General features: G+C 53.8%; 12 protein-coding genes and 2 tRNA genes. 5 read left to right on the top strand and 9 right to left on the bottom strand.

Features of this window, described 5'->3' with window-relative positions:
- Positions 1–10 precede the first annotated feature (10 nt).
- Complete coding sequence (gene rimP / locus V1572_RS00115; RefSeq protein ID WP_014833432.1) at positions 11–463, bottom strand: ribosome maturation factor RimP; 453 nt, start codon at positions 461–463, stop codon at positions 11–13.
- A 207-nt stretch (positions 464–670) separates the two neighbouring features.
- Positions 671–747: transfer RNA gene (locus V1572_RS00120), tRNA-Met, on the bottom strand.
- A gap of 287 nt (positions 748–1,034) precedes the next feature.
- Here V1572_RS00120 and argG point away from each other — a divergent pair.
- Positions 1,035–2,381 carry an argininosuccinate synthase gene (gene argG / locus V1572_RS00125; protein WP_014833433.1) on the top strand — a complete coding sequence of 449 codons (1,347 nt, stop codon included), beginning with the start codon at positions 1,035–1,037 and terminating at the stop codon, positions 2,379–2,381.
- A 186-nt stretch (positions 2,382–2,567) separates the two neighbouring features.
- Here the strand turns inward: argG and V1572_RS00130 are convergent.
- The 6 genes from V1572_RS00130 to rlmE form a co-directional block, all read right to left on the bottom strand.
- Positions 2,568–2,654: transfer RNA gene (locus V1572_RS00130), tRNA-Leu, on the bottom strand.
- Between the two features lie 9 nt (positions 2,655–2,663).
- Positions 2,664–2,996, bottom strand: coding sequence for a preprotein translocase subunit SecG (gene secG / locus V1572_RS00135; protein ID WP_023309338.1), 333 nt, complete (start codon positions 2,994–2,996; stop codon positions 2,664–2,666).
- A 223-nt stretch (positions 2,997–3,219) separates the two neighbouring features.
- A complete protein-coding gene (gene glmM / locus V1572_RS00140; protein ID WP_021242257.1) occupies positions 3,220–4,557 on the bottom strand; it encodes a phosphoglucosamine mutase in 1,338 nt (445 codons plus the stop codon).
- Positions 4,550–5,398 carry a dihydropteroate synthase gene (gene folP, locus V1572_RS00145; protein ID WP_045910100.1) on the bottom strand — a complete coding sequence of 283 codons (849 nt, stop codon included), beginning with the start codon at positions 5,396–5,398 and terminating at the stop codon, positions 4,550–4,552. Before folP ends, glmM begins: the two co-directional genes overlap by 8 nt.
- A gap of 98 nt (positions 5,399–5,496) precedes the next feature.
- Positions 5,497–7,431, bottom strand: coding sequence for an ATP-dependent zinc metalloprotease FtsH (gene ftsH / locus V1572_RS00150; RefSeq protein WP_013098921.1), 1,935 nt, complete (start codon positions 7,429–7,431; stop codon positions 5,497–5,499).
- A 102-nt stretch (positions 7,432–7,533) separates the two neighbouring features.
- Positions 7,534–8,160, bottom strand: coding sequence for a 23S rRNA (uridine(2552)-2'-O)-methyltransferase RlmE (rlmE, locus tag V1572_RS00155; protein ID WP_003861812.1), 627 nt, complete (start codon positions 8,158–8,160; stop codon positions 7,534–7,536).
- A 127-nt stretch (positions 8,161–8,287) separates the two neighbouring features.
- Between rlmE and yhbY the strand changes: the two genes are divergently transcribed.
- A complete protein-coding gene (yhbY, locus tag V1572_RS00160; protein ID WP_003861814.1) occupies positions 8,288–8,581 on the top strand; it encodes a ribosome assembly RNA-binding protein YhbY in 294 nt (97 codons plus the stop codon).
- 151 nt (positions 8,582–8,732) lie between these two features.
- On the opposite strand, the gene greA is transcribed toward yhbY, so the two are convergent.
- Positions 8,733–9,209, bottom strand: coding sequence for a transcription elongation factor GreA (greA, locus tag V1572_RS00165; RefSeq protein WP_014171793.1), 477 nt, complete (start codon positions 9,207–9,209; stop codon positions 8,733–8,735).
- Between the two features lie 229 nt (positions 9,210–9,438).
- Here greA and dacB point away from each other — a divergent pair, with 229 nt between their 5' ends.
- From dacB to pmrB, 3 genes are read left to right on the top strand one after another with little or no spacing between them, the layout of a single operon-like run.
- A complete protein-coding gene (gene dacB, locus V1572_RS00170; protein WP_021242259.1) occupies positions 9,439–10,872 on the top strand; it encodes a serine-type D-Ala-D-Ala carboxypeptidase in 1,434 nt (477 codons plus the stop codon).
- A 2-nt stretch (positions 10,873–10,874) separates the two neighbouring features.
- Positions 10,875–11,537, top strand: a complete 663-nt coding sequence (gene pmrA, locus V1572_RS00175) for a two-component system response regulator PmrA (protein ID WP_024906362.1) — start codon at positions 10,875–10,877, stop codon at positions 11,535–11,537.
- Positions 11,534–12,577, top strand: coding sequence for a two-component system sensor histidine kinase PmrB (gene pmrB, locus V1572_RS00180; protein WP_045910102.1), 1,044 nt, complete (start codon positions 11,534–11,536; stop codon positions 12,575–12,577). Before pmrA ends, pmrB begins: the two co-directional genes overlap by 4 nt.
- The last annotated feature ends 3 nt before the right edge of the window (positions 12,578–12,580 follow it).

Genomic DNA, 12,580 nt, shown 5'->3' on the forward strand with positions numbered 1-12,580 from the left:
ATCCAGACTGTTAAAAGTGGGGAACCAGGTTCGCCTTCTGGATATTACTCAGCGCGAACACTTCATCTTTGCCTTCGACTGTCACCGTGATCATTTCACCATCAACGGCTTTGATAATTCCCTGCCATTTACGGCGGTTCTGTACGGCCATACGCAGAACGAGAGCCACTTCTTCACCGGTAAAGCGCACATAGTGCTCGGCCGTGAACATCGGGCGATCGAGGCCAGGTGAGGAAACTTCCAGGTTGTACGCAACGGTAATTGGGTCTTCAACATCAAGAACCGCACTCACCTGGTGGCTGACATCAGCACAATCATCAACATTGATGCCATCTTCACTATCAATATAGATGCGCAGCGTCGATGTACGGCCGCGAACGAATTCGATGCCGACCAGTTCGTAGCCCAGTGCTTCGACCGGTGCAGTAATCATCTCTGTTAATTTTTGCTCTAATGTGGACAAGCCCACCCCCAAGACATAAAAAAAGGGCGTAAAGCCCAGTTATTCTGTAGTCAGATAACAAAAAACCCCGATAAATCGGGGCTTTAGATAACTGAACCCTATAGCCACAACTGTGGCCTGGAGCACTTTCCTAAAGAATTTTTTCAAATCCAGCTACGAAGGCTCTAAGTCTTCACAGTATATTTGAAAAAGAACTTTATGGGAAAGTGGTTGCGGGGGCCGGATTTGAACCGACGACCTTCGGGTTATGAGCCCGACGAGCTACCAGGCTGCTCCACCCCGCGCCTGAAACGTGGCAAATTCTACGCGTTTTGGACAGAATTTGCAAATAATGCTGGGATTTGGTACCGAAGACGGGACGTAAAATCGGCGTTTAGTATATTGATAGTTGACCCCACCTGTCAAGGCGACTTCCGCCAGATCGATCAGACCAAAATTTTTACAAAAAACGCACGAGTCTCTTCCGGTCTTCGCCAAAAGATGATTAAATGAATACTCACTTATTTTGCATAAAAATGCACAAGAGAGCGAAAGCGGTCTCTAATCAGTCAATCAAGCAGGGTTTTATTCTATGACGACGATTCTCAAGCATCTTCCGGTAGGACAACGTATTGGCATCGCTTTCTCAGGTGGCCTGGATACCAGCGCTGCACTGCTGTGGATGCGCCAGAAGGGAGCGGTTCCGTATGCCTATACTGCGAACCTGGGTCAGCCGGATGAGGACGATTATGATGCTATTCCTCGTCGCGCGAAAGAGTATGGTGCAGAGAACGCGCGCCTGATTGACTGCCGTAAGCAACTGGTCGCGGAAGGTATCGCGGCGATTCAGTGTGGTGCATTCCATAACACCACCGGCGGCCTGACCTATTTCAACACCACTCCGCTGGGCCGTGCGGTGACCGGCACCATGCTGGTTGCTGCCATGAAAGAAGACGGCGTTAACATCTGGGGTGACGGCAGCACCTATAAAGGAAACGATATCGAACGTTTCTATCGCTATGGCCTGCTGACCAACGCCGAACTGCAGATTTACAAACCGTGGCTGGATACCGACTTCATCGACGAGCTGGGTGGTCGTCATGAGATGTCCGAGTTTATGATCGCCTGCGGTTTTGACTATAAGATGTCAGTCGAGAAAGCTTACTCCACCGACTCCAACATGCTGGGTGCGACGCACGAAGCGAAAGACCTGGAATTCCTGAACTCCAGCGTGAAGATCGTTAACCCAATCATGGGCGTGAAGTTCTGGGACGAGAACGTGAAGATCCCGGCAGAAGAAGTGACCGTTCGTTTCGAACGCGGTCATCCGGTTGCGCTGAACGGCAAAACCTTCTCTGACGATGTGGAGCTGATGCTGGAAGCAAACCGCATCGGCGGTCGTCATGGTCTGGGCATGAGCGATCAGATTGAAAACCGTATCATCGAAGCGAAAAGCCGTGGTATCTATGAAGCCCCGGGGATGGCGCTGCTGCACATCGCTTACGAGCGTCTACTGACCGGCATTCACAACGAAGACACCATTGAGCAGTATCACTCTCATGGCCGTCAGCTGGGCAAACTGCTGTATCAGGGCCGCTGGTTCGATCCGCAGGCGCTGATGCTGCGTGATGCCCTGCAGCGTTGGGTGGCGAGTGCAATCACCGGTGAAGTGACCCTGGAACTGCGTCGCGGTAACGACTACTCCATTCTGAACACCGTGTCTGACAACCTGACCTATAAAGCAGAGCGTCTGACCATGGAGAAAGGTGAATCCGTGTTCTCACCGGACGATCGTATTGGCCAGCTGACCATGCGTAACCTGGACATCACCGATACCCGTGAGAAGCTGTTCAACTATGTTGAGAACGGTTTGCTGTCAGCCAGTTCAGGTAACGGCCTGCCGCAGGTTGAAAACCTGGAGCACAGCGATAAGAAATAATCGCTGATGTAGCATGCAAAAGGCGTCCTGGGGACGCCTTTTTTATTTGGCCTTTCGTAGGGTGGGTAAGCGCAGCGCCACCCGCCATTTTGCCCGGTGGCGCTGCGCTTACCGGGCCTACGAAAAACAACACATAATCTACAGACGAAAAAAAAGACGTCTTTCGACGTCTTTCTTCTGGAATATTGGTACCGAGGATGGGACTCGAACCCACAAGCCCGTTAGGGCACTACCACCTCAAGGTAGCGTGTCTACCAATTCCACCACCTCGGTACAGAATACTTAGTGCGGGATATCGCTGGTTGGCTTAGCCGGTGCAGCTGGCTGAGTCTGCTCAGTTTTCGCTGGCGCGCTCAGGTTTTCCCACTCGCTTCCTTTGCTGGTCTTGTTGCTGTTGATATTGCCAAGCACCAGACTGATGATGAAGAACAGCGTAGCCAGAATCGCCGTAGTGCGGGTCATGAAGTTCGCAGAACCACTTGAACCAAACAGCGTACCGGAAGCGCCTGCTCCGAAGGAGGCTCCCATATCAGCGCCTTTACCTTGCTGCAGCATAATCAGCGCTACGAGAGCGATGGCTACAATAAGGAAAACAACTAAAAGAGCTTCGTACATAATCAACCTGTTCCTTGCGGATTTGCCGCATACCAATGCTTCGACCAATTAGCAGGATTTTTGTTTCCCACTGAAGCGGGTGTGAATACTAACCAAAGCGAATCACCTTCGCAAGGGCATTTTCGACGCATTGTATCAACTGCGGAAAAAAACAGCAAAAAGCCATTAATTGCTTAAAACAAAGGCGGCAAACGCCGCCTTTTTAAACATTTAGCGTGCAAGATTATGCAGCTTTTACGGCATCCGCAATACGGTGCGCAAATTCGGTTACCTGCGCTTCGTCTTCGCCTTCCACCATTACGCGGATCAGCGGTTCGGTACCAGACTTACGCAGCAGCACGCGTCCACGGCTGCCGAGGGCCGCTTCAACATCCGCCATCACCGCTTTCACGTTCTCATTTTCCAGCGGGTCGCCTTTGCCGGCAGTAAAACGTACGTTGACCAGAATCTGTGGGAACATTTTCATGCCGCTGCACAGGTCGTGCAGGCTCATATGGTTGCGCGCCATTGCGGCAACCACCTGCAGCGCGGCCACAATTCCGTCACCGGTGGTGGTTTTGTCGAGCAGGATCACGTGACCTGAGTTCTCCGCGCCGATACGCCAGCCCTTCTCCTGCAATTTTTCCAGCACATAGCGGTCACCCACTTTCGCGCGAACGAACGGAATACCGAGCTGTTTCAGCGCCAGTTCCAGGCCCATGTTACTCATCAGCGTCCCGACCGCACCGCCGCGCAGCTGACCCTGACGCAGACCTTCACGCGCAATAATGTAGAGGATCTGGTCGCCGTCGACCTTGTTACCTTCGTGATCAACCATGATCACGCGGTCACCGTCGCCGTCCAGCGCAATGCCCAGATCGGCTTTTTCTGCCAGAACGCGCGCCTGCAGGGCACGAACGTCCGTCGCACCGACCTGCTCGTTGATGTTCAGACCATCCGGCTCACAGCCAATGGCGATCACTTTCGCACCGAGCTCGCGGAAGACATTCGGGGCGATGTGGTAGGTCGCGCCATTTGCGCAGTCCACCACAATTTTGAGGTGCGCCAGGCTCAGCTCATTCGGGAAGGTGCCTTTACAGAATTCGATATAGCGACCCGCCGCATCAACAATACGGTTCGCTTTACCCAGCTCTGCGGAATCAACACAGGTGATCTCTTTTTCCATTTCAGCTTCAATGGCTTCTTCCACCTCATCCGGCAGCTTAGTGCCATCAATAGAGAAGAATTTAATGCCGTTGTCGTAGAACGGGTTGTGAGAGGCCGAGATGACAATCCCCGCTTCCGCACGGAAGGTGCGCGTCAGATACGCGACCGCAGGCGTTGGCATCGGGCCTGTAAAGGAAGCAGAAAGCCCAGCCGCCGCCAGCCCCGCTTCCAGCGCGGATTCCAGCATATAGCCGGAAATACGGGTGTCTTTACCGATGATAATTTTACGTGAGCCATGACGCGCCAGAACCTTGCCGGCAGCCCAGCCGAGCTTCAGGACAAAATCAGGGGTGATGGGAGCATCGCCTACGCGCCCGCGGATACCGTCGGTACCAAAATATTTACGATTACTCATAGCGTTTGTTTTCCTTCGCTGCCAGTGTGGCTTCCACCACACGCATGGCTTCTACTGTTTCTTTGACGTCATGGACACGAATGATGTGCGCACCCTGCATCGCCGCAATCACCGCGCAGGCCAGGCTGCCGCTCAGGCGTTCGCTCGGGCCTACATTCAGCAACTGGCCAATCATCGATTTCCTCGACATCCCCACCAGCAGCGGCAGGCCAAAGTGATGAAATTCCGATAAGCGCGCAAGCAGCGCATAGTTGTGGGAGAGATTTTTACCGAAACCGAACCCCGGGTCGAGCAGCAATTTCTCTTTTGGGATACCTGCACGTTCGCAGCGTTCGATATGCTCAATAAAGAAGCGGTTTACGTCGGCAAAGACATCGTCATACTTCGGCGCGTCCTGCATGGTTTTCGGCTGCCCCTGCATATGCATCAGGCAAACCGGCAGCCCGGTTTCCGCAGCCGCCTCAATCGCCCCCGGTTCGGTAAGTGAACGAATATCATTGATAATGTGAGCGCCCACTCTCGCCACTTCACGGATCACTTCCGGTTTGGAGGTATCAACGGATATCCACACTTCAAACCGCTGCGCGATAGCTTCAACGACCGGCACCACGCGCGCCAGCTCTTCTTCCACAGACACGTCCGCCGCACCGGGACGCGTCGATTCGCCGCCAACGTCAATGATGGTGGCACCAGCATTGATCATTAAATTCGCGTGCTTAACCGCCTCGATAAGCGTGTTATGCGTGCCACCGTCAGAGAAGGAGTCAGGGGTAACATTCAGGATCCCCATCACATGGGGATGTGAAAGATCGAGATGCGAGTCCTGAGCGAATAATTTCATGGCGAAATCCCTGATATCTAAATGGTTAAACAGAAATGAAAAACCCCGGAGCAAGCTCCAGGGTTTGAGTTACAGACAAACGCTTCAACAGCAGTGACTTACTTATCGCCCAACTGTTCTGACATGGTGTTGCCCGGGTTTGGCGTACGCGGTTCATCAACCGGACGCGGCGCACGCGGGGTGCCATTGTTGTCAGAGTTATTGGAAGCGCCTGGGTCTTCCCAGCCTGCTGGCGGACGCACTTCACGGCGCGCCATCAGGTCGTCAATCTGCGGTGCATCGATGGTCTCATATTTCATGAGCGCATCTTTCATGGAATGCAGAATGTCCATGTTGTCATTCAGGATCTGGCGCGCGCGACCGTAGTTACGTTCAATCAGCGCTTTCACTTCCTGGTCGATGATACGAGCCGTTTCATCGGACATATGTTTCGCTTTTGCCACGGAGCGGCCCAGGAACACTTCGCCCTCTTCCTCTGCATAGAGCAGTGGACCGAGTTTGTCGGAGAAGCCCCACTGAGTCACCATGTTACGCGCCAGGTTTGTCGCCACTTTAATGTCGTTCGACGCACCGGTAGAAACATGTTCCGGACCGTAGATAATCTCTTCGGCCAGACGACCACCGTACAGGGTTGAGATCTGGCTTTCCAGCTTCTGACGGCTGGCGCTGATCGCGTCGCCTTCAGGCAGGAAGAAGGTCACACCCAGCGCACGACCACGCGGAATAATCGTCACTTTATGCACCGGATCGTGTTCCGGCACCAGACGACCAATAATCGCGTGACCGGCTTCGTGGTAAGCCGTGGACTCTTTCTGCGCTTCCGTCATCACCATGGAGCGACGTTCCGCACCCATCATGATCTTGTCTTTCGCTTTCTCGAACTCCACCATCGACACGACGCGCTTGTTACCGCGAGCGGCAAACAGTGCAGCTTCGTTGACCAGGTTAGCGAGATCCGCACCGGAGAAGCCCGGAGTACCGCGCGCAATGATTGCCGCGTCGATGTCGGGTGCCAGCGGTACGCGACGCATGTGAACTTTCAGAATCTGTTCACGACCGCGAACATCCGGCAGACCGACAACAACCTGACGGTCGAAACGGCCTGGACGCAGCAGCGCCGGGTCAAGAACGTCCGGACGGTTAGTCGCCGCGATAACGATGATACCTTCGTTACCTTCGAAGCCGTCCATCTCAACCAGCATCTGGTTCAGCGTCTGTTCACGTTCATCGTGACCACCACCCAGGCCTGCGCCACGCTGGCGGCCTACGGCGTCGATTTCATCGATGAAGATAATGCACGGTGCTGCCTTCTTGGCCTGCTCGAACATGTCACGCACACGAGATGCACCAACACCCACGAACATTTCGACGAAGTCAGAACCTGAAATAGTAAAGAACGGCACCTTCGCTTCACCCGCGATGGCTTTCGCCAGCAGGGTTTTACCGGTACCCGGAGGGCCAACCATCAGCACGCCTTTCGGGATTTTACCGCCCAGTTTCTGGAAACGGCTCGGTTCACGCAGGTATTCAACCAGTTCACCGACCTCTTCTTTCGCTTCGTCACACCCGGCAACGTCCGCAAAAGTGGTCTTGATCTGATCTTCCGTCAACATACGCGCCTTGCTCTTACCGAACGACATGGCACCTTTGCCACCGCCGCCCTGCATCTGGCGCATAAAGAAGATCCAGACGCCGATAAGAAGCAGCATCGGGAACCAGGAAATGAAGATAGAAGCCAGCAGGCTTGGTTCTTCTGGCGGCTCACCTACCACCTTGACGTTTTTAGTCAGAAGGTTATCAAGCAGCTTAGGATCGTTCACCGGGATGTAAGTCGTGTAACGGTTACTATCTTTCTTGGTAACGTTGATCTCACGTCCGTTGATACGCGCTTCGCGAACCTGGTCCTGATTGACCTCCTGCAGGAAGGTAGAATAATCCACCTTGCGGCCATTCGACTCGCTGGGCCCAAAGCTCTGGAATACTGACATCAGCACAACGGCAATGACCAGCCAGAGTATTAGGTTTTTCGCCATGTCACTCAAGGGATTAACCTCATATTACAACTGTGTTAAAAACAGCGTCAGGATACTCTATATCCAGTTTCATTCAAACTTTCGTCTGAAATCTCCCGGTTATCATTTTCGCCCGGTCGCTACAATATACACTTCACGGGAACGGGCCCGGGAAGAGTCCGGCTTACGAACTTTGACCTTCGCAAACAGGGAGCGAATTTCCTTAAGATACTCCTCGAAACCTTCGCCCTGAAACACCTTCACAACAAAACTACCACCAGGCGCTAGTACATCACGACACATTTCTAACGCTAGCTCCACCAGATACATGGCGCGGGGGATATCCACCGCCGGTGTTCCGCACATATTTGGTGCCATATCTGACATGACAACCTGGACCTTACTGTCACCTACACGATCAAGTAACGCTTTCAGCACTAATTCATCACGAAAGTCGCCCTGAAGGAAGTCGACACCGACGATGGGATCCATTGGTAAAAGATCGCACGCGATAATTCGGCCCGTTCCGCCGATCTGCGTTACCGCATACTGGGACCATCCGCCAGGTGCCGCACCGAGGTCAACAACCGTCATCCCCGGCTTAAAAAGTTTGTCACTTTGCTGTATTTCATCAAGTTTAAACCAGGCACGGGAACGCAACCCCTTTTTCTGTGCCTGTTGAACATATTTATCGCTAAAGTGTTCCTGGAGCCAGCGGCTGGAGCTGGCAGAACGCTTTTTACCTGTCATTTAACATTTCCGTCCTGGTTCATCGTTGCTTGCCTGTGACGTAAATTTCTACGCAGCTATTTGGCGATATAAGGGAGATGGCGGTAGAATGAACCGTTTTCAATCCCAACGTAAGCAAAAATATACGATGAATCTGAGTACTAAACAAAAACAGCACCTTAAAGGTCTGGCACATCCGCTCAAGCCTGTAGTGATGCTTGGCAACAATGGTTTGACCGAAGGGGTGCTTGCCGAGATTGAACAAGCGCTGGAACACCACGAGCTGATCAAGGTGAAAATCGCCTCTGAAGACAGAGACACTAAAAACCTGATCGTGGAAGCCATCGTGCGCGAAACCGGCGCCTGTAATGTACAGGTCATCGGTAAAACGCTGGTGCTCTACCGCCCGTCTAAAGAGCGTAAAATCTCGCTGCCACGTTAAGGATATCCTGAATTAAACACATTTTCTGTGTGAAACGAGGGATTTCTGTCAGCAGGCGAGCAAAATGCCATGCTCCTTGAGTTGATAAAAGGCCGCTACGCGGCCTTTTTCTTTTCTTTACAATGTATCAACATCTTAGTCGAGAAGCGAATTACAGGTATTCAACCTTAATAATTTCGTATTCTACTTCACCGCCAGGGGTGCGGATGGTGACAACATCGTCCTGCTCTTTGCCAATCAGGCCGCGAGCAATCGGCGAGTTCACCGAAATCAGGTTCTGTTTGAAGTCAGCTTCATCATCACCCACGATGCGATAGGTCTGCTCTTCGTCGTTGTCCAGGTTCAGCACGGTAACGGTAGAACCAAAGATCACACGGCCATTATTCGGCATCTTAGTGATATCGATAACCTGTGCATTGGACAGCTTTGCTTCGATATCTTTAATACGCCCTTCACAGAAACCCTGCTGCTCACGCGCGGCGTGGTATTCAGCATTCTCTTTCAGGTCGCCATGCTCGCGCGCATCCGCGATAGCGGCGATGATTTCAGGACGACGCACGGATTTCAGGAAATCCAGCTCTTCGCGCAGTTTTTCGGCACCACGTAAGGTCATCGGAATAGCTTGCATTTGTTATACCTCTTAAACATTCCTGTTGGGAGCAGTGTTCCCTGCTCCTGCCCCCTTTAAGCGGGCAAGAAGCAAAAAGAAAACCGACCCGGGAGCGATGCCCCAGGTCAGCAGCAATTTTTCAATTTGATACGCATTTTACCGCGAAGTTCACTATGGGTCATCGTTTACTTTGCAGTGCCATGCACCGTAGTATGACGGTTTGTTTTCGGGTTGTTAGCGCGAGATTATGCGATTTTCCAGTTTTATCATCGGATTGACTACCAGTATAACGTTCACCGCTCAGGCCGCGAATGTTGATGAGTACATTAATCAGCTTCCCGCAGGCGCGAACCTCGCCCTGATGGTGCAGAAGGTTGGCGCACAGGCTCCCGAGATTGACTATCACAGTCAACAGATGGCGCTGCCTGCCAGTACCCAAAAGGTGATCACCGCCCTCGCCGCCCTGCTCCAGCTCGGGCCTGACTTCCGTTTTACTACCACCCTTGAAACCAAAGGTAACGTCGAGGGTGGCGAACTAAAAGGCGATCTTATCGCCCGTTTTGGCGGCGATCCGACCTTTAAACGCCAGGATATCCGCAATATGGTTGCGGTGCTGAAAAAAACCGGCGTGCAGAAAATTGACGGCAATGTGCTGATCGATACCTCCATCTTTGCCAGCCACGATAAAGCCCCGGGCTGGCCGTGGAACGACATGACGCAGTGCTTTAGCGCCCCGCCCGCCGCCGCGATTGTTGACCGCAACTGCTTCTCGGTTTCGCTTTACAGTGCGCCAAAGCCGGATGATTTAGCGTTTATCCGCATAGCGTCCTACTACCCGGTCACCATGTTTAGCCAGGTTCGCACGCTGGCCAAGGGCTCTCCTGATGCACAGTATTGCGAACTGGATGTGGTGCCAGGCGATCTTAACCGCTTCACGCTGACCGGCTGCCTGACGCAGCGCGCCGATCCGTTGCCGCTGGCTTTTGCGATACAGGATGGCGCAAGCTATGCAGGCGCCATTCTGAAAGATGAGCTGAAACAAGCGGGAATAACCTATTCCGGCACCCTGCTTCGTCAGACGCAGGTCAACCAGCCCGGCACGGTCATCGCCAGCAAACAGTCTGCGCCGTTGCACGATTTACTGCGAATTATGCTGAAAAAGTCGGACAACATGATTGCCGATACGGTGTTTCGCATGATTGGCCACGCCCGTTTCGGCGTGCCGGGAACCTGGCGCGCGGGTTCAGACGCGGTTCGGCAGATCCTGCGCCAGCAGGCGGGGATCGATCTGGGTAATACCATCGCCGTCGATGGCTCCGGACTATCGCGCCATAATTTGATCTCTCCGGCCACGATGATGCAGGTGCTTCAGTACATTGCACAACATGACACTGAGCTAAACTTTATTTCAATGCTGCCGCTGGCCGGGCATGACGGTTCACTGCAGTACCGCGCAGGGCTTCACGCCGCGGGCGTGGATGGCAAAGTCTCCGCGAAAACAGGCTCACTGCAGGGGGTTTATAACCTTGCAGGCTTCATCACTACCGCCAGCGGACAGCGCATGGCATTCGTGCAGTATCTTTCCGGCTATGCCGTCGAACCGACCGACCAGCGCAATCGTCGTATTCCACTGGTTCGCTTCGAAAGCAGGCTTTATAAGGACATCTACCAGAATAACTAGCGATGAAACTACTTATAGTTGAAGACGATCTGTTATTGCAGGAAGGGCTGGCGCTGGGGCTGGCCAATGAAGGGTATGCTCTCGACTGTGCAGGCACCGCAGCAGAGGCGGATGCCCTGATCCAGAGCGGCGAATACAGCCTGGTGATCCTCGATTTGGGCTTGCCGGATAAAGACGGCGCCACGCTGCTCAGCCAGTGGCGACGTCGCGGCATCGCCAACCCGGTATTGATCCTGACGGCACGTGATGCCATTGAAGACCGTATCACCGGCCTCGATGCAGGCGCAGACGATTACCTGGTGAAGCCTTTTGCGCTCGCGGAGCTGCAGGCTCGGGTGCGAGCGTTGATTCGCCGCTATCAGGGCCATAGTGATAACTTACTGACCGACGGCGATATTACGCTGAATTTGCAAACCCAGCAGGTGCTGCGTCAGGATCAGGCCGTAGAGGTGACGCCAAAAGAGTTCGCCTTGCTTACGCGTCTGATCATGCGCAGCGGGCAAACGGTACACCGAGAAACGCTCCAGCAGGATATCTACTCCTGGCAGGACGATCCCGGGTCAAATACCCTTGAGGTCCATATTCATAACCTGCGGCGTAAGCTCGGCAAAGACAGGATCAAAACCGTTCGCGGCGTCGGCTACCGTCTGGAGAGCCAGAAATGAACAGCATGCGTCGGCGTTTGATGGTGCTGCTGGCGGTCATTCTGTTATTTTTCCAGCTGATAAGCGTCATCTGGCTGTGGCATGAAAGCCGTGAACAGATTGGTTTTCTGGTCAACGAAACGCTGTCAGCGAAAGCGCGCAATAATCACGTTGAGAAAGAGATCCGCGAAGCGATTGCCTCGCTGCTGGTCCCTTCCCTGGTGATGGTCGGTTTTACCCTGTTCTTCTCCTTCTGGGCCGTCACCTGGATAACCCGGCCGCTGAATAAGCTCCGCGACAGCCTCGCTAACCGCTCAGCCGATAACTTAACCCCGCTTCCTATGTATTCCGACATGGAAGAAATTGGCGCGGTGACGACCTCCCTGAACCAGCTGCTGGCCCGGCTGGATAGCACCATTCAACAGGAGCGTCTCTTCACCGCAGACGCCGCACACGAACTGAGAACGCCTCTGGCCGGTATCCGGCTCCATCTGGAGCTGATGTCGCAGTCAGGTGCGCCTCAGGCCGCCACGCTGGTTAGCCGTATCGATCAGCTCATGCATACCGTCGAACAGCTGCTGATGCTGGCCCGTGCCGGACAGGCAATGGCGAGCGGCCACTACGAAACCGTGAGCTGGACGGAAAATATCATCGAACCTCTCGGCCTTGGGCATGAAGCCAAAGAGCATACGGTGATTTGGCCCGCTAAAAGCGCGCTCACGGTTCAGGGAGACGCCGTTCTCCTGCGCCTGATGCTGCGCAACCTGCTGGAGAATGCCGGGCGCTACAGCCCGACAGGGACAACGATTACAGTGACATTAACCGAGGTCGACGGCGGGACGCAGATCAGCGTTATCGATCAGGGCCCGGGGATTGATGAAGCGCACCGGCAGTCCATTACCGAGCCATTCCGCCGTCTTGACCAGCGCTACGGAGGCAGCGGTCTGGGCCTGAGCATCGTGCAGCGCATCCTCCAGCTCCACCACGGCAGGCTGACGCTTGAGAATGGCGCTGAAGGCGGTTTAATCGCCAGCTGCTGGCTGCCCGCAACGCTGGAATAAAAA

This window comes from Enterobacter quasiroggenkampii, assembly GCF_043972695.1.
Taxonomy (GTDB): Bacteria; Pseudomonadota; Gammaproteobacteria; order Enterobacterales; family Enterobacteriaceae; genus Enterobacter; species Enterobacter quasiroggenkampii.